We start from the raw sequence: 19,689 nt of genomic DNA on the forward strand, positions 1-19,689 counted from the left end.
GGCACCGCATCCCCCGCGCAGGATCAGGAGCACAATGGGCGTGTGATCCGCAGACGAGCGATCGTGACCGGTGGCGTTCAGGGCGTCGGCTTCCGTTGGGGCGCTCGGGAGACCGCGCAGCGCCTCGGGGTGACCGGCTGGGCCCGCAACCGTCTCGACGGCAGCGTCGAGGCCGAGATCGAGGGGACGGCCGAACAGGTGGACCGGATGCTGACCTGGTTGCGCACCGGCCCTCCCGGCTCCGCCGTCGACGCCGTCGCCGTCTCCGACCTCGCCCCCGCCGGCGACTCCGCTTTCCGCATTCGCGAAACCGCCTGACCTCCTCGCTCCGTTCCCCGGCCGGGGGTGACGCGGGCAGAATGGGGGCATGACGCGCGCGACTCTGCTGACCATCACGACGCCCACCGGTACGCCCGAGAGCGGGGATCCCGGCTACCACGTTGCCGACTTCGACGCGCCGCAGGTGCGCATCACTGACCTCTCGGTGACGCGCGGCGACGGCGTGTTCGAAACCATCGCGGTCATCGACGGCCACCCGCAAGCGTTGGAGCCGCACCTGGCCCGACTCGCGCACTCGGCCGAGCTGCTCGACCTCCCGGCGCCGGCGGCCGACGTCTGGCGGGAGGCCGTGCGCGCGGGCGTCGCCGACTACCTGACCCGCAACGGCGACGCGAGCGCCGAGCTGTTCGCGAAGCTGATCTACACCCGCGGCGTCGAGGGCTCGGGCCGTCCCAGCGGCTGGCTGTTCGTGGACCTCGGCGAGGACTTCTCGCAGGCGCGCCTCGGCATTCGGGTCGTCACCCTCGACCGCGGTGTCCGCCACGATGTGGCCGAGACGTCGCCGTGGCTGCTGGCCGGGGCGAAGACCCTCTCCTATGCGATCAACCGTGCAGCAGGGCGCGAGGCGGTCCGCCGCGGCGCGGACGACGTGCTGTTCGTCAGCAGCGACGGCTTCGCCCTCGAGGGCCCGACCTCGAACGTCGTGACGCTCACGGACGGTGTCGTCCGGACGCCGAACACCGACCAGGGCATCCTCGCCGGCACGACCCAGGCCGCGGTCTTCGATTTCTTCCAGAGCAGGGGCCTGCGCACCGAGTTCGCACCGCTCACCCTGCGCGATGTCGAAGCCGCCGACGCGATCTGGCTCGTCTCCAGCGTCCGCCAGGCCGCACCGGTCACCCACCTCGACGACCGCGAGTACCCGGTGGATGCTGCGCTCACCGCCGAGCTGAACTCCTACCTGCTCGCCCGCACCGAGTAGCGGTAGACGCTCCGTGTCACCCCGATTGGCGACCGTCGGCGGCACAGCCTAGGCTGAGCCCACTGCCCGGGGAAGGAGGGTGCGAGATGAGCGGTCCGGTGCCACGCAGCATCGAGTTGCTGCGTCAGCAGGCGCGCGACGAACTGTCCGCCATCATCGAGCACCGCTGCCGTGCGGGCGAAGATCCGTGGCAGTTCATCCCCGATCTGCCCAGCGTCGACGAGCAGGTCGTCATCGGCCTGCGCGCCGGTGCCATCGAAGACTTCGACCTGGCCGAGGAGCAGTCCCGCGCGCACCATCCCGCTGCCGGCCGTGAGGTGTTCACGCGGTTCGAGTACGGCGTCCTGCGCCGGATCGCGCTCGAGCATCCCGAACTCAGCGAAGCCGTCTGGGGGATGCTCGACAAGGTGGAGCGCGCCTGACTAACCTTCCCGCATGGGAATCGTCACCGCCGACATCGCAATCTCGCTCGACGGCTTCGCCGCCGGACCGAACCAGTCGCTCGAGAACCCGCTCGGCGAGGGCGTCGAGGAGCGCCTGCACACGTGGATGTTCGACGAGCATGCCGACGCCCACAAGGCCGAGATCGACGCCATCACCACGGCGGGCGCCTACGTGATGGGCCGCAACATGTTCGGCCCGGTGCGGCACGAGTGGCCGGCGCCCGACGAACCGTTCGGCGACTGGGCCGGCTGGTGGGGCGACGAGCCGCCGTACCACGCGCCCGTATTCGTTCTCACGCACTACGCCCGGGAGCCGCTGACTCTGACCGGCACCACCTTCTCCTTCGTGACGGACGGCATCCACGCGGCCGTCGAGCAGGCCCGCGAGCTGGCGGGTGAGGCGGACGTGTCCATCGCCGGCGGCGCGGAGACCCTCAACCAGGCACTGTGGGCAGGGATCGTCGACGAACTCCGGCTGCACATCGTTCCGCTCACGCTCGGGGCGGGTGAACGGGTCTTCGACCGCGTCCCGCCGCTCGACTTGGAGCTGGTCCGGGAGCGGGTGACCCCGGAGGTCGCCCACCTCACCTACCGCCTGCGGCGCTGAGCTCCTCGGGAGTCGTCGCGGGAAGGCGGCAGACGAAGTCGCGGCAGAAGTAGGCCGTCGGCAGGCCGTCGCGCGTGGTGCGTGCCGTGTAGAGGTCGAAGCCGGCTTCGGCGAGAGCCGCGGCCTGCGACTCCGTCGCGACGGCGACCAGCGGTGCGCCATGCCGACGCGCTGCCTCGAGGAGGGCTCCCTCCGTGGTCGCGCCGCCCTCCGGCAGCACCACGACCAGCTGCTCCGCCTCCCCCGCCAGCCGTGACATCAGCGCCAGCGACGTCCCGAAAGCGCTGGGAGCCTGCGCCGCCTGAGCCGCGACCATCCGCATCCCCTCGCGTGCCGCGCGCTCGTAGCGCCGCTCGCCGGTCATCAGGTACAGGGTATGCGCCGCCTGCGCCATCGACGAGAGCCCTGACGGGTAGGCGCCCTCGGACGGGTCGACGCGCACGGACAGCCCGGTCGCCTCCAGCACCGGGTCGCCGCCACCCGGGGTCTCGAATGGACACGTCCCGTCCCCTGCGGCATCCAGGCACAGGTCCACCAGGTCGCGCGCCGCGGTCGCCGCGGACAGGTCGCCCGCCGCGAGCGCCAACTCCAGCAGCCCGGCCGATAGACCGCCGTAGTCCTCCAGCGTCGCGCCCGCCTCCGACCTGCGGTCGCCGAGCGACGCGCGCAGCAGCGTCCCGTCGTCGCGGCGGTGGCGGCTGAGCACCGTGTCCGCCGCCTGGCGCGCCGCTACGATCCAGGCGGGGCGATTCAGGATGCGGCCCGCGCGAGCCAGCGCGCCGATCGCCAGCCCGTTCCAGCCCGTCAGCACCTTCTCGTCGAGCGGCGGAGGGTCCAGCCGGGCGCGCTCCTCCGGTGGGAGCGTGTAGTACGTCCCCTCGACCCGGGCGCCGTCGATCGTGCTCTCCGAGTCCTGCGCGGAGGCGAAGCCTCCCGAGGACCGGCGCAGCACGCCGAGGAGGAACGACGCGACGCCGTCCGCCGTGCGCTCCGCCCAGTCCGCACCGGTCTGCTGCCAGGCCCGGGCGTAGGCGTCGAGCAGCAGCGCGTTGTCGTAGAGCATCCGCTCGTAGTGCGGCTCACTCCAATCGCGGCGGGTGGCGTACCGGAAGAATCCGCCGTCCACCGCGTCGTGCAGCGGGGACGCGGCCATCCGCTCCAGCGTGCGCGCGGCCAGCTCGTGGCCCGATGGATGTGCGAGCAGGAAGTCGAGGAGCGGCGCGACCGGGAACTTCGGCGCCGTCCCGAAGCCGCCGAACTCCGGATCCTCGGCCTCGCCGAGCTGCGCGACCGCGGCATCCAGCGCCCGGTCGTCGGGGAGGTCCGCGACCGATGTCGCCGCCTCCGCTGCCGCGGCGAGCGCCGTCGCGACCTTCCCCGCGTCCGACTCGACCTCGGTGCGCCGGACGGTCCACGCATCCCACACCGCGTCGAGCACCTGGCGGAAGGAGGCGCGGCCGGCGACCGGCTGTGGCGGGAAGTACGTCCCGCCGAAGAACGCGCGGCCCGCCGGCGTCGCGAAGACCGTCAGCGGCCAGCCCAGGTTTCCGGTGAACGCGCTGGCGGCCGACAGGTACGCCGCATCGACGTCGGGATGCTCCTCCCGGTCGACCTTGATCGCCACGAACCGGGCATTCAGCTCCTCCGCCGTCGCCGGGTCGCTGAAGCTCTCCCGGGCCATGACGTGACACCAGTGGCAGGTCGCGTACCCGATCGAGACCATGACGGGGACGTCGCGCCGCCGCGCCTCCGCGAAAGCCTCGGCACCCCACGGGAACCAGTCCACCGGGTTGTCGGCGTGCGCGCGCAGATAGGGGCTGATCGCATCCGCGAGCCGATTCGCCATGGGCTCACCCTACGACGAGGGCGTGGGAAGGGAAGCCCCGAGCTCCGTTGTCAGCTGGCGGTGTCCATCCCCTGCAGCCGGATGCTCGAGTTGAGGTAGAAGGCGGCCAGCAGCGCGTAGCTCAGGCACGCGATCGCGGGGACGATGGCATCCTCCGGATCGCTCGCGAACGCGCCGACGCCGGAGATGAAGGCCAGCACGGCCAGGAGGGCACCGATCCAGAAGCCGGCCGCCGGCCGCGCCGTCGCCCGCCACCATGCCCGCGGGTCCGTGCGGTTCTCCCCTTCGCCGCGGAAGATCCTCACGCCGACGATCACGTACGCGACGTTGAGCAGGGCGACGATCAGCACGTCGAACGTGGGATTCACCACGCGCGCGATGAGGAAGACGTTGAGCACCAGGATCAGCGCGAAGACGCCGACGATGTAGGTGATCTTCCCGGTGACGGACGTGACTCTCACGCGACGAGCCTAGCCCGGGGATCCGACACCACTGCGTCGCACCCCCGGGCGGCCGGATTCAGTTGACCTCGTCCGGGTGGGCGCTGACGCGTCCCTCACGCTCGAGCGAGCTGATGGCTGCGACCTCGTCGGCGCTCAGCTCGAAGTCGAAGACGTCGAAGTTCTCGGCCATGCGCTCGCGACGGTTCGACTTGGGGAAGACGATGTTCCCGCTCTGCAGGTGCCAGCGGATGACGACCTGCGCGGGCGTCTTGCCGTGCACGTCGGCCGCCTGGGCGACCTCCGGCGTCTCGAACAGCGGGTACTTGCCCTGCCCGAGGGGACCCCACGCCTCGATCTCGATGCCGTGCTCACGCGCGAACGCGGTCACCTCCGGCTGCTGGTGGGCGGGGTGCAGCTCGATCTGGTTGACGGCGGGCACGATGTCCGTGCTTGCGAGCAGCTTCTCCAGGTGCGGGACCAGGAAGTTGGAGACGCCGATCGCCTTCGCGCGACCCGAGGCGTAGATCTTCTCCAGCGATTTCCATGCCTCGACGAAGGTGTCCTTCTGCGGCGTCGGCCAGTGGATCAGGTACAGATCCACGTAGTCCAGGCCCAGCTTGCCGAGCGACTCCTCGAACGCGTTCTCGGCGTCCGTCTGGCGGTCGTTCCACAACTTAGTGGTGACGAACAGCTCCTCGCGGGGGACGCCGGAGGCGGCGAGCGCCTGGCCGACGCCCTCCTCGTTGCCGTAGATCGCGGCAGTGTCGATGTGGCGGTAGCCCACCTCGAGAGCGTCGGTGACGATGCGGGTCGTCTCGGCCGGGTCGACCTTGAAGACGCCGAAACCGAGCTGCGGGATGGTGGTCCCATTGTTCAGGGTCAGAAGCGGAGTATTTGCGTTTGCAACCATATCCGCCACGGTACCAGGAGCCGGGTGGTCAGCCGACCGGGTGGAAGCCCTCCTCGGAGGTCGCCGACTCCGAGGTTGCCGCGTCCGCCGCCTCCATTTCGAACCGCGCCACCAGCTCCCGCTTGAGCACCTTGCCCGACGGGCCGAGCGGGAGCGTCTCCAGGATCACCACGCGGCGCGGGTACTTGTACGCCGCGACCTTCTGCTGTGCGAACCCGATCAGTTCGCCCGTGTCCGCCTCGCCGCCCGGCATGAGGGTCACCGCCGCCATGATCTCCTGCCCGTGGGTCTCGTGCGCCACCCCGAAGACGGCGACCATCGCGACGGCGGGATGCGTCGAGAGCACCTCCTCCACTTCGCGCGGGTACACGTTGTAGCCGTTGCGGACGATCATGTCCTTCTTGCGGTCGACGATCGTGATGTAGTCATCGTCGCTCTTCGTGCCCAGGTCGCCGGTGCGGAACCAGCCGTCCACCACCGCCTCCGCATTCGCCTCCGGCAGGTTCAGGTAGCCCTTCATCAGGTTGTGTCCGCGGACGACGATCTCGCCGAGCTCGCCGCGGGGGAGCAGCTGGATGCGGTCGTCGACCTCTGCGTCGGCGATCTCCACATCCACACCCCAGATCGGGGTGCCGACCGTGCCGACTCGTGTCGGCTGGCCACGGTGGTTGAAGGAGGCGACGGGCGAGGTCTCGGTGAGGCCGTAACCCTCGTGCACGTCGATGCCGTACACCTCCTTCATCCGCTCGATCACGGCGACGGGGATGGCGGCCCCGCCACTCATGCCGTACCGGAGCGGTGGCCGGTCCGGGTTCGTCTTCGCGGCCTCCAGCAGGGCGATGTACATGGTCGGGACACCGGTCATGACCGTGCATCCGTGCTCGTTGAGCAGCTGCAGCGCGGTGGCGCCGTCGAACTTCGGCACCAGCACGATCGCAGCGCCGGCCCGGAACCCCATGTTCATCACGCAGGTCTGGCCGAACGTGTGGAACAGCGGCAAACAGCCCAGGATGCGGTCCCCGGGTTCGAGGTCGAGCGTCCCGTTGAGCAGCACATTCACCTGCTCGACCAGGGAGAAGTGACATCCCTCCGCGCCCTTCGGCTTGCCCGTCGTACCGCTCGTGTAGAGGATCGTTGCAGTGTCCAACGGCTCGCACGGGACATACGTGTCGATCGGCTCGGCCGCGGCCGCCAGGTCTTCGAGCCGCGGGAAGGGCGCCTGGTCGAGCATCTCGTCCGGCACCAGCACCGACAGCGTCGGGATGCCCGCGAGGCCGGCACCGCGCGCGCCCTCGGCCAGCAGCGGGGCTGCGCAGATCAGGACGGATGCACCGGAGTCGCCGAGCACGTAGGCGATCTCCTCGGCTTTCAGCAGGGCGTGGACGGGCACGACCACGGCACCGAGGGCGAGCACCGCGTAGTAGGAGCGGGGGAAGTCGGGGACGTTCGGCAGCATCAGCGCGACCTTGTCGCCCGGCTCGACGCCCAGATCCCGGAGCGCGCCCGCGTACGATCGCGTCTGCTCCCACAGAGCGCCGTAGCGGATCTCGCGCCCGGCGAAGATCAGGGCGACGTTGTCGGGCATACGATGCGCCGTCTCCGCCAGGATGCTCGCGACCGACATGGTGGCATAGCCGTGACTCATGGGTTCTCCTCGTCTCCATCGACGTCGGACCCTGTTTTCGGGTTGAGCCGAACCTACGTCACCCGCGGGTCTGGGGCAACGCCCCCGCCCGGGAGGTGCGGCGTCGTGTTCGCATCCCCGGCGCAGCCGCCCGGCCGGAAGGGCCCGGCACGCGGATAGAATGGAAGGCTCATGTCTTCCGCCGACACCCTCCCCCGCATCGTCTTCCCGCCCGAGCTGCCCGTCAGCCGGATGCGGGACGACATCGCGCGCGCCATCCGCGACCACCAGGTCGTCATCGTGGCCGGCGCGACCGGTTCCGGCAAGACGACGCAGTTGCCCAAGATCGCCCTCGAGCTGGGCCGGAAGAGCATCGGCCACACCCAGCCCCGCCGCCTCGCCGCCCGGACGATCGCCGAGCGGATCGCCGAGGAGCTCGACCAGTCGGTCGGAGAGCTGGTCGGCTACCAGGTGCGCTTCACGGACCGGGTGTCGAAGGCGACCCGCATCAAGCTGATGACCGACGGCATCCTGCTCAACGAGCTCCGCCGCGACCGGATGCTGCGCGCCTACGACACCATCATCATCGACGAAGCGCACGAGCGCAGCCTCAACATCGACTTCCTGCTCGGCTACCTCAAGCAGCTGCTCCCGCAGCGTCCGGACCTCAAGCTGATCATCACGTCGGCGACCATCGATCCGCAGAGCTTCGCCGAGCACTTCGCGTCCGAGGATGGCACACCGGCGCCCATCGTCGAGGTGTCCGGCCGCACATATCCCGTCGAGATCCGCTACCGGCCGCTCGTCGCCGAGGCGATGGATGAGGACGACGACGATCCGGATCCGGTCCCCGCCGTCGACCGCGACTACCTGCAGGGCATCAACGACGCCCTGGACGAACTGGCCCGCGAGGACCGTGGCGACGTGCTCGTCTTCCTCTCCGGAGAGAACGAGATCCGGGATGCGGCCGACGCCATCCGCGGCCGCAATCTGCCCGGAACCGAGGTGCTGCCGCTCTACGGCCGCCTCTCCTCCGCCGAGCAGCACCGCGTGTTCCAGCCGTCGACGGTGGCCGGTGTGCGCCGCCGCGTAGTGCTCGCCACCAACGTCGCCGAGACGAGCCTCACGGTCCCGGGCATCAAATACGTGGTGGATGCGGGTACGGCCCGGATCAGCCGCTACAGCACGCGCGCGAAGGTCCAGCGCCTTCCCATCGAGGCCATCTCGCAGGCGAGCGCCAATCAGCGCTCGGGCCGGTCCGGCCGCACGAGCGACGGCATCGCCATCCGTCTGTACTCGGAGGAGGACTTCGAGAAGCGGCCCGAATTCACCGAGCCGGAGATCCTCCGCACCAACCTCGCCGCGGTCATCCTGCAGATGATCTCCCTCGGGCTGGGTGACATCGCCGCGTTCCCGTTCCTCACCCCGCCCGACTCCCGCGGCATCAAGGACGGCCTCGACCTGCTCACCGAGCTCGGCGCGATCTCGGCCGCGAAGGAAGCCACCCGGCTGACCGCGGTCGGCCGCCAGCTGGCGCAGCTGCCCATCGACCCCCGATTCGCCCGGATGGTGGTCGAATCCAAGCGTCACAGCACCTCGCGCGAGGTCATGGCGATCGTCGCCGGACTCACCATCCAGGATCCGCGCGAGCGCCCCGTCGAGAAGCGCGGGAGTGCCGACGAGAAGCACGCCCGCTTCGCCGACCCGACCAGCGACTTCCTCACCCTGCTCAACCTCTGGAACTACCTGGAGGAGCAGCAGAAGGACCTCTCCTCGAGCGCGTTCCGGCGCCTCTGCAAGTCCGAGTACCTCAACTTCCTGCGCGTGCGCGAGTGGCAGGACGTCTACCGCCAGCTGCGGCAGCTCGCGAAGCCGCTCGGGCTGACCATCGGGGAGCCGTCCGTGAACCCGGACGGCATCCACCGTTCGCTGCTGGCCGGCCTGCTGTCGCACATCGGACTGAAGGATGTGCGCGAGTCCGGCAACAAAGGCGGCGCGCGCGGCCCCCGGCAGTCCGAGTACCTCGGTGCGCGGCAGACGCGGTTCGTGATCTTCCCCGGCTCCACCCTCGCCAAGAAGCAGCCCAACGCCGTGATGAGTGCCGAGCTCGTGGAGACCTCGCGCCTCTTCGCCCGGATGAACGCCTCCATCGACCCCGCCTGGGCAGAGCCCATCGCCGGTGACCTGTGCCGGCGGCAGTACAGCGAGCCGCACTGGGAGAAGAACCAGGGATCGGTCGTCGCCTACGAGCGGGTCACCCTGTTCGGCGTGCCGATCATTCCGCGGCGCCGGGTGCAGTACGCGCGGATCGACGCCGAACTCTCCCGCGAGTTGTTCATCCGCCACGCCCTCGTCGACGGCGAGTGGGACTCGCACCAGGCGTTCGACCGCGCCAACCGGAAGTTGCGCGCCGAACTGCGCGAACTGGAGGAGCGGACGCGCCGCCGCGACATCCTCAACGACGACGAGGCCGTCTTCGAGTTCTACGACAAGCGCATTCCTGCGGATGTGGTGTCGACCCGTTCCTTCGAGGGATGGTGGAAGAAGGCCCGGGAGGAGACCCCCGACCTCCTGACCATGACGCCCGAGGCCCTGCTCGACGAGGATGCGGCGGAGATCGACGAGGAGGCGTTCCCGCCGGTGTGGCGGCAGGGCGACCAGCAGCTCACCCTGCGCTACCGGTTCGAGCCGGGGGCCGAGGACGACGGCGTCACCGTGCAGGTGCCGCTTCCGCTGCTCGCCGGGTTGCTGCCGGACGGGTTCGACTGGCAGGTGCCGGGGCTCCGTCACGAGCTGGTGACCGCCTTGATCAAGTCGCTGCCGAAGGCGATCCGCCGCCAGGTGGTGCCAGCGGCGGACTGGGCGCAGCGACTTCTCGGGGAGCTCTCGGGCACCGCGGGGATGCGCGCGCACGAGGGGGAACGGCCGGCCGGCTCCCTCGCCGACACCCTGGCCGCGACGATCTCGCGGCTGACCGGCTCGCGGGTCAGCGGCACGGACTTCGACCTCGATCGGCTGTCGCCGCACCTCCGGCCCACCTTCCAGGTGGTCGGCGAGCGCGGAAGGCCAATGACGAGCGGGAAGGACCTCGGCGCGCTCCAGGACCGGCTGCGCTCGCGTGCCCGCGACTCCGTCGCCGCGGTTGCGGAGGCGCGCACTCCGAACGCCCTGGAACGCTCGGGCCTGACGACCTGGGATATGGACGAGCTCCCGCGGTTCGTGGATTCGACCCACACCGGGCCAGGCGGGACCAAGAACGTCATCCGTGCGTATCCCGCCCTGGTCGACGACGGCTCGTCCGTGAGCATCCGTCTCCTGGGCACACCCGCCGAGCAGGCACGCGCCATGCCGGGCGGGGTGCGACGGCTGCTGCTCGCGAGCGTGCCGTCACCGGTTGCGTACGTGCAGCAGCACCTGACGTCGAACGAGAAGCTCACCCTCGCCGCCAGCCCGTACCCCAACACGAAGGCGCTGTTCGACGACTGCCTTCTCGCGGTCGTCGACTCGGTGCTCTACCGGATGAAGCCCGACGGCCAGGTCTTCATGCGCGCCGAGTTCGAGGCGGTGCGCGACCGGGTGTCGGGCATCGTCATGGATGCGATGTTCGAGACGGTCGCGCTGGTCACGCGCATCCTCACCGCTGCCCGCACCGCTGACAAGGCGATCTCGGGCGTGACGGCGCTGACCTACCTGTCGGCGCTCAACGACGCGAAGGGTCAGCTCGCCGGGCTGGTCTACCCGGGCTTCGTCTCGACGACCGGGCTGGAGCAGCTGCGCCAGCTGCCGCGCTACCTCGCCGGAATCACCCAGCGGATGCAGGCACTGCCCACCAACCCCGGCCGCGACCGCGCCTGGCAGACCCAGGTGGAGACCGCCGTCGCCCTCTACACGGACGCCGGCGGCCGCATCCCCGTGGCTCCGGAAGCGTCCCCCGCACTCGTCCACGCCCGCTGGATGCTCGAGGAGTTCCGGGTCTCGCTCTTCGCCCAGTCCCTCGGCACGGCGGAGTCCGTCTCCCTCCCCCGCATCCGCAAAGTCCTCGCCTCCTGACCGGCCTATCCCCACCATCGAGTACGCGAAGACTGCACGCCCCTGCGGCGCGTCGTGTGCAATCTTCGCGGACTCGACGGCGGGGAGTGAGTCAGACGCCGAGGTGGAAGCCGCCGTTGGAGTGAAGGAGCTGGCCGTTGATCCAGCCGCCGGCGGGCGAGAGCAGGAATGCGACCAGGTCGGCGGTGTCCTGCGGGCGGCCGAGGCGGCCGAGCGCGGTCTCGGCTGCGAGCGTCTCGGCCAGTTCCGGCGTCATCCAGCCGGTGTCGATCGGGCCCGGGTTGATCAGGTTGGCCGTGATCCCGAGGTGAGCGAGTTCGACGGCCGCGGCCTTCACGATGCGGTCGAGAGCGCCCTTGCTCGCGCCGTACGGCAGGTTGTGCGCCGTGTGATCGCTGGTGAGGGCAACGATCCTCCCAAGACCCGGAGGCATGCCGTTCGCGGCATACTGCTCGGCGAAGGCCTTGATCAGCAGCCAGGAACCGCGCGTGTTGACGGCAAAGTGACGGTCGAAAGCCTCGACGCTCGTGTCGAGCAGACCGCTGTCGACGGAGTAGGCGTGGCTGGCAACGAGCGCCTGGATGGGGCCGAATTCGTCATTCACGCGAGCGACGAGATCGGCGGGTCCGCGCGGATCGGCGAGGTCGGCGACGAAGCTCACCGCGCGTCCTCCTGCGCCCGTGAGCTCCGCCGCCAGCGACTCGTGGAAGCCCGTCTCGGGGTAAGCGTCTGAGAATGCAACGTCGAAGCCGCTAACCCTGCAGCCCCGCGCGATGCCGGTGCCGATCGCGTTCGGACGGCCCACGCCGGTTATCAGGACGAGGGGACGACGCCGTTCGGTCATCCCCTCATCCTGGCAGAGCCCTTGGAGCTACAGCACCTTCGAGAGGAAGGCCTGCGTCCGCTGGTGCTGCGGGTTGCTGAGCACGTCGCGCGGGTCTCCGGCCTCGACGACCACGCCGCCGTCCATGAACACCAGCTCGTCGGCGACCTCGCGGGCGAAGCCCATCTCGTGCGTGACGACGATCATCGTCATGCCGCTCGCCGCCAGACCCTTCATGACGTCGAGGACCTCGCCGACCAGCTCCGGGTCGAGTGCCGAGGTCGGCTCGTCGAAGAGCATGAGCTTCGGGTCCATCGCCAGTGCGCGTGCGATCGCGACCCGCTGCTGCTGTCCGCCGGACAGCTGCGATGGGTAGTGGTCGCCCTTGTCGCTGAGACCGACGCGCAGCAGCAGCTCGTTGGCGCGCTCGACCGCCTTCGCCTTCGAGAGGCCCTTCACGCGGATGGGCGCCTCGATGATGTTCTCCAACGCGGTCATGTGCGGGAACAGGTTGAACCGCTGGAACACCATCCCGATCTCGCGGCGCTGGCGGGCGGCCTCCTTCGGCTTCAGCTCGTAGAGCTTGTCGCCGTGCTGGCGGTAGCCGACGACCTCGCCGTCGACCGAGAGCCGGCCGGCGTCGACCCGCTCCAGGTGGTTGATGCAGCGCAGGAAGGTGGACTTTCCCGATCCGCTGGGGCCGATGATGCACAGCACCTCGCCCTGGTTGACCTTCAGGTCGATGCTCTTGAGCACCTCGTTCGAGCCGAAGCTCTTCGAGACGCCCTCGGACAACACCATCGGTGTCGCTCTGGTGTCGCTCATCCCTTGCCTCCGAGGTCGTTTCCGTCGGGTACGCCCGCGGCCGGCAGGGCGCCGGTCGCGAGTGCGGGTTCGTTGCGGTCGGGACGTCGTGCGTTGACGCCGCGCGAGAAGCGCTTCTCCAGGAAGTACTGCCCGATCATCAGCAGCGATGTGAACAGCAGGTACCACAGCGATGCCACGATCAGCAGCGGGATGGGCGTGTACGTCACCGCCGAGATGTCGCGCGCGACTCCGTACAGGTCGGTGGTCAGCGGGATGGCCGCCACCAGCGACGTCGTCTTCAGCATCGAGATGACCTCGTTGCCCGTCGGCGGGATGATGACGCGCATGGCCTGTGGGATCACGATGCGGGTCATGGTCTGCCCCCACGACATGCCCAGCGCCGTCGCCGCCTCCTCCTGGCCACTGTCGACCGAGAGCAGACCGGCGCGCACGATCTCCGCCATGTACGCCGCCTCGTTCAGTGCGAGACCGATGATGGCGATGACGAAGGCGTTCTGCATGAAGCCGAGGTCGAAGTGGACTCCGATGTCCGTCCACGGCACGCCGAGGAAGATCTGCGGGTAGATCAGTGAGAACAGGCCCCAGAACACGAGCTGCACGTAGACCGGAGTCCCGCGGAAGACCCACAGGTAGACCCAGGCGACCGACTTGACCACCGGGTTCGGCGACTGGCGCATCACCGCGAGGATCAGGCCCAGGATGACGCCGATGATCATCGAGAACACGGTCAGCTCGAGAGTGACGAGCGCAGCAGCACTGATGCGCCGGTCGAAGACGTACTTGCCGACGTACTGCCAGCCGAAGGCGGAGCGCTGGGAGGCGTCGACGACGAACCAGACGACCAGCAGGATCAGGATGGCGGCGAAGACGATCCGCCACGGGTGCTTGAGCTTGATCGCCTTGATCGGCTCGGAGCGGGAGCCCGCCGGCGACGGGACGGATCCCGTCGCCGGCCGAGCGGTGTTGCCCTGTGACATGAAGGTCAGCCCTTCGAAGCGGCGTTGACCTCGGCTGTCGTCGCCGCGCCATCAGCGACGCCCCACTTGTCGAGGATCTTCTTGTAGGTGCCGTCGTCGATCAGCGCCTGAACTGTCTTCTGGATGACCGGCGTCAGCTTCGAGTTCTTCTGGAGCGGGATGCCGTACGGCGCCTGGTCGAAGGTCTTACCGGCCTCCTGAAGCTTGCCGCTCGATTTCGAGATCGCGTAGAGGGTGACGGGCGAGTCGGCGCTCAGCGCATCCGCCTTCCCGAGGATGACCGCGTTGGTCGCGTCGTCCTGGTTGTCGTACCGGAGCGCCTGGATAGCCGGCTTGCCCGCATCCGTGCACGTCTTGGACTTCGCCGGGACCTCGTCGGTGTCCTCGTACGTGGTGGACTGTACGGCCACCTTCAGCCCGCAGGCGTTGTCCGGGTCGATGGTCTTGCCCTTGGCGGAGGCCCAGAGGATGCCGGCCGAGTAGTAGTTGACGAAGTCGACCTGCTGCTCGCGCTCGGTGGTGTCGGTGAACGACGACATTCCGATGTCGTCCTTGCCGCCGGTGATGCTCGGGATGATGTTGTCGAACTTTGCGATCGCGTAGTCGGCCTTGAGCCCGAGCTTCTGGGCGATCGCGTTGGTGAGATCCACCTCCCAGCCGACCGGCTGACCGTTGTCGTCCTTGAACTCGTTCGGCGGGTACGTGTTGTCCATTCCGACGACGAGCTTGCCGGAGTCCTTGATCTTCTGGGGCAGCTGGCCCGCAAGGGTGTCGTCCTTTTTCACTGCCGCCGAGCTCGACGTTGAGCTGGATGACGGGGTGGAGTTGTCGACACAACCGGTGAGCGCGAGCGCTGCAACGGCGGCGACGGCGACGATGGGAGCCGCAGTACGGATGCGCATGATTGTTGTTGTCCTTCTTCCTGGTGCAGGAATAGTGGGGCGTGTTGCACGGGTAAGGGGAGGATACCCCAGCGAAGAGGCCGCCCCTTAACACTAATTCTCGTTGCGAACGGCGTTTTTCACGGACGTTTCCGATAGGTTTCGCGGCGAAAGTCGGCGGAAATCGCTAAAACGGCCGCAGTCGCGCTACGAAACCGGCGTCGGCGGGCGATGTCTGCCGCCTCGCCTCGCCGGGTCTCGTTTGCCTATCGGTTCCGGCTATCGGTTGCCGCTGTCGGCTCCGTCGGCTCCGCCGGCCACGGGCCGCTCCGGGTCGTTCGACCACGCGGAGTAGGAACCCGCATACAGCGAGGGCATCGGGAAGCCGGCGGTGACCAGAGCGAGCGCTTCGTGCGCGGCGGTCACCCCGGAGCCGCAGTAGACCCCGACGGGAGTCTCGGGGCGGATGCCGAGCGCGGCGAAACGCGCGGCGAGGACGTCCGAGGGCAGCATCCGCCCGTCGGCATCGAGGTTGTCGGTCGTCGGCGCGCTCACGGCGCCGGGGATGTGGCCGGGACGCGGATCGACTGGCTCGACCTCGCCGCGGAACCGTTCAGCCGCGCGGGCATCCAGCAGGACGCCGTCGTGCGTGAGGGCGGCCGCGCCGTCCGCGTCGAGCGTCGGAAGGGCGCCGAACCGCAGGTGGATGCCACCCGGAGCCGGTGTCACCGTCTCCGTTTCGATCGGCATCCCCGCATCGCGCCAGGCGGCCAGGCCGCCATCGAGAACGCGGACGTCGCGAACGCCCGCGTGGCGGAGCAGCCACCAGGCGCGCGCGGCCGACGTGCCGGAGACGTCGTCGTAGACGACGACCGAGTCGCCGTCGTCGAGCCCCCATCGCCGCGCGGCCGCCTGGAAGTCGCTCTCGTCGGGCAGCGGGTGGCGGCCGTCGATCGGGGCGCCGTGCCTGGCGAGTTCGGTGTCGAGGTCTACGTAGACCGCGCCAGGGATGTGGCCGCGCTCGAACTCTTCCCGGCCGGGCGGACCGCCGAGCTTCCAGCGGACGTCGAGCACGTGCCACGACGAGCGCCGCCGGCCGGCACCGCTCCACAGGGACTCAGCCCCGAGAGCGACGTCGAGCGCGGCGGCGGTGATCAGCGAAGGGAGTACGGATGCCATCTCAGCGTCCGCTGGACGCCTTCGCGTTCGACTCGTAGGAGGTGTTGGTGGACTCGAAGAAGTTCACCAGCTCCAGGGTGTCGTTCGCCGTCGCCATCCACTTGGCCGGGTTGGAGACCTTGTACTCGGCCTCGAAGCCCAGCTCTTCCAGGCGACGGTCGGCCAGGTATCGCACGTACTGGTTGATGTAGTTGGCGTTGAGGCCCAGGATGCCGCCCGGCAGGAGGTCGCGGTTGTACTGCTCCTCCATCTCGACGGCGTCGAGAATCATCTGACGGATCTCGCCCGCGAACTCCGGCGTCTGCAGGTCGGGGTTCTCTTCGAGCACGGTCAGGATGAGGTTGATGCCGAACTTGAGGTGCAGCGACTCGTCGCGCACCACCCAGTCGATCAGCGAGCCGAAGTTGCGGAGCAGGTTCCGCTGGCGGAACGACAGCGCGACCATGAAGCCCGAGTAGAACCAGATCCCCTCGAGGATGACGTTGTACGCCACCAGGTTGCGGATGAAGTCCTGCTTGCCCTCCGTGGTGGTGATGTCGAGAGTCTGCTCGGTCATCCGCTTGATGAAGCTGACCTCGAACTCCTCCTTCTTCGCCATCGATGGGACGTCGACGTGGGAGTTGTACGCCTGCTCGCGGTCGATCGGGAACGTCTCGAGGACGTACTCGAACGACATGCAGTGGTTCGCCTCCTCCCACATCTGCTTGGCGAGGTAGAGGTGCGCCTCGGCCGCGTTGATGTAGGGGTAGACGCCGAAGGCGAGAGCCTTGTTGACGAGCAGCTCGTTCGGGTTGAAGTAGCTCATCAGGAAGGTGACCGCGTGACGCTCCTCGTCGGTCATCTTCTTGAAGTCGGCGATGTCCTCACCGAGCTGGATCTCGTTCGGGAACCACGTGTTCGCGACGGCCTGGTCGTACAGGTCCATCGCCCACTGGTACTTCACGGGCTTCAGCAGTAGGCCCTCTTCGATTCCGGTGCCCAGAATCCCCATGGTGTCGTTCTCCTTGTTGCTTCTACGGTCGGATGCCGTGGTGGCGGACTACTGGCAGGACTCGCACTGGAGGTCGTCCATCGGGTCGATGGGTACGTAGTAATCCTCGATCTTGGTGCTGTTCACTTGCTCTCACCACCCGCGGTGCTGTTGGAGCTCAGTCCGCCGAAGCCGAAGCCACGACGAGCGGGAGCGGCGGCCGGAGCGGTCTCGGTCACGGCGGGGGCCGCGGTCGGAGCCGGAGCCCCGGCACCGACGGTGGCGAAGCCCTTGCGGCCGCCGGAGATCTCCTCGGCCTTGTTGACCTTGACCGTCGACTGCTCGGCCTGGTGACGCGGCTTCATGTGGAGGTAGTACGTCGTCTTGACGCCCTTCTCCCAGGCCGCGTAGTAGATGTCCATCATGTCGCCGAGGTCACGCGTCTCGAGGTACATGTTGCGGCTGATCGCCTGGTCGATCCACTTCTGTGCGCGGGCCGCGACCTCGATGAAGGCGTACGGCGAGAGCTGGAAGCTCGTCTTGAACGTCTCCTTGATCTCGTCCGGGATCTCGGCGATGTTCTGGATGTCGCCCTGCGACCGGAGGATCGCCTCGCGGACGTCCTGCCAGATCCCGCGCTCCTGCAGGGTCTCGACCAGGTTGCGGTTGACCTCGAGGAACTTGCCCGACGAGGTCGAACGGCTGAAGATCTGCGAGAACTGCGGGTCGAAGCCCGGCGTCGTGCCGGCGACCAGGCCGATGGATGCGGTCGGAGCGATGGCCATGAGCGTCGCGTTGCGCATGCCGCCCTTGACCTTCTCGCGCAGACGGTCCCAGTCGAGGCGGATGGTGCGGTCGACGGTGATCGGGAGGCCGCGGTCGGCCTCGGTCAACGCGATCGAGTCGTAGGGCACCAGTCCCTGCGACCAGCGTGAGCCCTCGAAGTTCGGGTATGCGCCGCGCTCCTGCGCCAGGTCGGCGCTCTCGTCGATGGCCGCGTACGAGACGTGCTCCATGATCTCGTCGATCAGGGCGTAGGCCTCTTCGCTCTCGTAGCTGAGTCCGAGCTTCTCGACGACGTCGGTGAAGCCCATGACGCCCAGGCCGATCGCGCGGTTCTGCTGGTTCGAGAAGTCGGCCTCGTCGACGCTCGACACTGTGATGTCGATGAGGTTGTCGAGCTGGCGAACCGCCTGGCGGGCGCTGGCCTCGATGCGCTCGTAGTCCATCTTTCCGTCGACCAGGTGGCGCGACAGGTTGATGGAGGCGAGGTTGCAGACCGAGACGTTGTCACGGTCCTGGGGCAGCGTGATCTCGGTGCACAGGTTGGAGAGGTGGATCGTGCCCGTGTTGTTGTTCAGCGCACGGTTGTTGATCGTGTCCTTCCAGGTCAGCCACGGGTGGCTGGTGGTCTGGAGGCTCATCAGGATGTCCTTGAACTGAGCGCGAGCGCTGATCTTCTTGAACATGTGCATGTTGCCGGCCTCGGCCTCGGCGACGTAGTGCGCGTAGCGCTCCGAGAAGGCCTTGCCGTACAGCTCGTTGAGGTCAGCGACCTCCAGCGGGTCGAAGAGGTACCAGTCCTCGTCGTTCTGGACGCGCTTCATGAACTCGTCGCTGATCCACACCGCGGTGTTGGCCGTGCGGGTGCGGCGGTACGGGTCGCCGGAGTTCTGACGCAGGTCCAGGAACTCCGGGAAGTCCATGTGCCAGTTCTCCATGTAGAAGCACAGGGCACCGAACTTCTTGCCGCCACGGCTGACCGCCCGCAGCACCGAGTCGATCGTGTGCATGAACGGGATCGGGCCGGTCGACGTGGTGTTGTTCGAGCGGATGGGTGAGCCCTGGGCACGCAGCTTGGTGACCGAGAGGCCGATGCCGCCGGTGCCCTTGGTGAGCCACATGACGTCGCGAACGCTCTTCGCGATGTGCTCGATGTCGTCCTGCATCTCCATGACGAAGCAGTTGGAGAGCTGCGGGTACGCAGTGCCCGCGTTGACCAGCGTGGAGCCGGCGGCGAGGTACTCGAGCTTCGACATCTTGTCGTAGAACGCGAGGGCGTGGCTGGTGGGGTCGGCCTCGTTGAGGGAGAGGCCCATCGCGATGCGCATCCAGAAGAACTGCGGCACCTCGAGCGAGTCGCCGTTGCGGGCTTTGATGCCGTAGCGGTTGTTGAGGGTGACGACGCCGATGTACTTGAGCAGCTCGTCCCGCGACGGGTCGAGGAAGCCGGCCAGCCGGTCCAGGTCGAACGCGGTGGTGAAGCGGCCGTCGAGCAGTGTCTCGGCGACACCCCGCTCGATGTAGCTGCGGAAGCGGGAGGTGTGCAGCTCTACCAGCTCGTCGTGGCTCTGGTAGTCCCCGAGCACGCGCTTGTAGATCGTCTTGAGGAGGAGGCGAGCGGCGACGGTGTCGAAAGCCGGGTCGTCCTTGACGTTCTGGAGGGCGACCTGGATGACCGCCTCGTCGAGCTGCTGCGTCGTGATGCCGTCGAACAGAGTGAGTTCGAGCTCGCTGGCGATCTGCGTCACCCACGTGATGTTCTCGTCCAGACCCTGGGCCGCGTTCTCGATGGCCAGGTTGATCTTGTTGGCGTCGTACGGCTCCCGCTCGCCGTTGCGCTTGACGACTGTGATACCCACTGTCTCTCCCTCATAGATGTGCCGCTCAGGCGGCAGAAAACCCCACGAAATCCTGCCGTCTGCGCCCCCAGGCGACCGACCGGCCTTACGTGCTCGACCACTATATAGCGGGGGTCCGACATTTCCATCCCCCCACATCTAGTGGGCGTGTCGTCCACAGGTGGGGACAACTTATGCACAGTTTCCACACCCCGCGAAGAGGGGA

16 protein-coding genes are annotated in these 19,689 nt (G+C 68.3%); 5 read left to right on the forward strand and 11 right to left on the reverse strand.

The genetic code is table 11. The features are described from left to right. Window positions 1-42: 42 nt before the first annotated feature. The 4 genes from AB4Y74_RS11415 to AB4Y74_RS11430 all read left to right on the forward strand — a co-directional run bounded on the left by AB4Y74_RS11415 (window position 43) and on the right by AB4Y74_RS11430 (window position 2,311). The gene (locus AB4Y74_RS11415; protein ID WP_441799198.1) at window positions 43-318 is read left to right on the forward strand and encodes an acylphosphatase; all 276 of its coding nucleotides are present in this window, start codon (window positions 43-45) and stop codon (window positions 316-318) included. 49 nt (window positions 319-367) lie between these two features. Further along, window positions 368-1,261 (forward strand): aminodeoxychorismate lyase, encoded by an 894-nt coding sequence (locus tag AB4Y74_RS11420; protein WP_441799199.1) that lies wholly within the window; start codon window positions 368-370, stop codon window positions 1,259-1,261. Between the two features lie 86 nt (window positions 1,262-1,347). Next, window positions 1,348-1,683, forward strand: a complete 336-nt coding sequence (locus tag AB4Y74_RS11425) for a hypothetical protein (protein ID WP_441799200.1) — start codon at window positions 1,348-1,350, stop codon at window positions 1,681-1,683. A gap of 13 nt (window positions 1,684-1,696) precedes the next feature. Next, the gene (locus AB4Y74_RS11430) at window positions 1,697-2,311 is read left to right on the forward strand and encodes a dihydrofolate reductase family protein (protein ID WP_441799201.1); all 615 of its coding nucleotides are present in this window, start codon (window positions 1,697-1,699) and stop codon (window positions 2,309-2,311) included. Here AB4Y74_RS11430 and AB4Y74_RS11435 read toward each other — a convergent pair. From AB4Y74_RS11435 to AB4Y74_RS11450, 4 genes are read right to left on the reverse strand one after another with little or no spacing between them, the layout of a single operon-like run. Beyond that, the gene (locus AB4Y74_RS11435) at window positions 2,289-4,157 is read right to left on the reverse strand and encodes a thioredoxin domain-containing protein (protein WP_441799202.1); all 1,869 of its coding nucleotides are present in this window, start codon (window positions 4,155-4,157) and stop codon (window positions 2,289-2,291) included. The genes AB4Y74_RS11430 and AB4Y74_RS11435 overlap by 23 nt on opposite strands. A 50-nt stretch (window positions 4,158-4,207) precedes the next feature. Next, a complete protein-coding gene (locus AB4Y74_RS11440) occupies window positions 4,208-4,618 on the reverse strand; it encodes a hypothetical protein (protein WP_441799203.1) in 411 nt (136 codons plus the stop codon). Between the two features lie 58 nt (window positions 4,619-4,676). Then, the gene (locus AB4Y74_RS11445) at window positions 4,677-5,510 is read right to left on the reverse strand and encodes an aldo/keto reductase (RefSeq protein ID WP_441799204.1); all 834 of its coding nucleotides are present in this window, start codon (window positions 5,508-5,510) and stop codon (window positions 4,677-4,679) included. Window positions 5,511-5,538: 28 nt separating this feature from the next. Continuing rightward, complete coding sequence (locus tag AB4Y74_RS11450; protein ID WP_441799205.1) at window positions 5,539-7,155, reverse strand: long-chain-fatty-acid--CoA ligase; 1,617 nt, start codon at window positions 7,153-7,155, stop codon at window positions 5,539-5,541. 171 nt (window positions 7,156-7,326) lie between these two features. On the opposite strand from AB4Y74_RS11450, the gene hrpA reads away from it, so the two are divergent. Next, window positions 7,327-11,184, forward strand: coding sequence for an ATP-dependent RNA helicase HrpA (hrpA, locus tag AB4Y74_RS11455; protein ID WP_441799206.1), 3,858 nt, complete (start codon window positions 7,327-7,329; stop codon window positions 11,182-11,184). Between the two features lie 91 nt (window positions 11,185-11,275). Here hrpA and AB4Y74_RS11460 read toward each other — a convergent pair whose 3' ends face one another. From AB4Y74_RS11460 to AB4Y74_RS11490, 7 genes are all read right to left on the reverse strand, one after another. Next, window positions 11,276-12,028 carry an SDR family NAD(P)-dependent oxidoreductase gene (locus tag AB4Y74_RS11460; protein WP_441799207.1) on the reverse strand — a complete coding sequence of 251 codons (753 nt, stop codon included), beginning with the start codon at window positions 12,026-12,028 and terminating at the stop codon, window positions 11,276-11,278. 27 nt (window positions 12,029-12,055) lie between these two features. Continuing rightward, the gene (locus AB4Y74_RS11465; protein ID WP_441799208.1) at window positions 12,056-12,832 is read right to left on the reverse strand and encodes an amino acid ABC transporter ATP-binding protein; all 777 of its coding nucleotides are present in this window, start codon (window positions 12,830-12,832) and stop codon (window positions 12,056-12,058) included. After that, entirely contained in the window at window positions 12,829-13,812 is a 984-nt protein-coding gene (locus tag AB4Y74_RS11470; protein WP_441799209.1) for an amino acid ABC transporter permease, read from the reverse strand. Before AB4Y74_RS11470 ends, AB4Y74_RS11465 begins: the two co-directional genes overlap by 4 nt. 5 nt (window positions 13,813-13,817) lie before the next feature. Continuing rightward, complete coding sequence (locus AB4Y74_RS11475) at window positions 13,818-14,714, reverse strand: ABC transporter substrate-binding protein (protein WP_441799210.1); 897 nt, start codon at window positions 14,712-14,714, stop codon at window positions 13,818-13,820. A 258-nt stretch (window positions 14,715-14,972) separates the two neighbouring features. Then, complete coding sequence (locus tag AB4Y74_RS11480; RefSeq protein ID WP_441799211.1) at window positions 14,973-15,872, reverse strand: sulfurtransferase; 900 nt, start codon at window positions 15,870-15,872, stop codon at window positions 14,973-14,975. Between the two features lies 1 nt (window position 15,873). Continuing rightward, the gene (locus AB4Y74_RS11485; protein ID WP_441799212.1) at window positions 15,874-16,863 is read right to left on the reverse strand and encodes a ribonucleotide-diphosphate reductase subunit beta; all 990 of its coding nucleotides are present in this window, start codon (window positions 16,861-16,863) and stop codon (window positions 15,874-15,876) included. Window positions 16,864-16,985: 122 nt separating this feature from the next. After that, complete coding sequence (locus tag AB4Y74_RS11490) at window positions 16,986-19,484, reverse strand: ribonucleoside-diphosphate reductase subunit alpha (protein ID WP_441799213.1); 2,499 nt, start codon at window positions 19,482-19,484, stop codon at window positions 16,986-16,988. Window positions 19,485-19,689 lie beyond the last annotated feature (205 nt).

The organism is Leifsonia sp. RAF41 (assembly GCF_052114085.1).
In the GTDB taxonomy this organism is placed as follows: domain Bacteria; phylum Actinomycetota; class Actinomycetes; order Actinomycetales; family Microbacteriaceae; genus Leifsonia.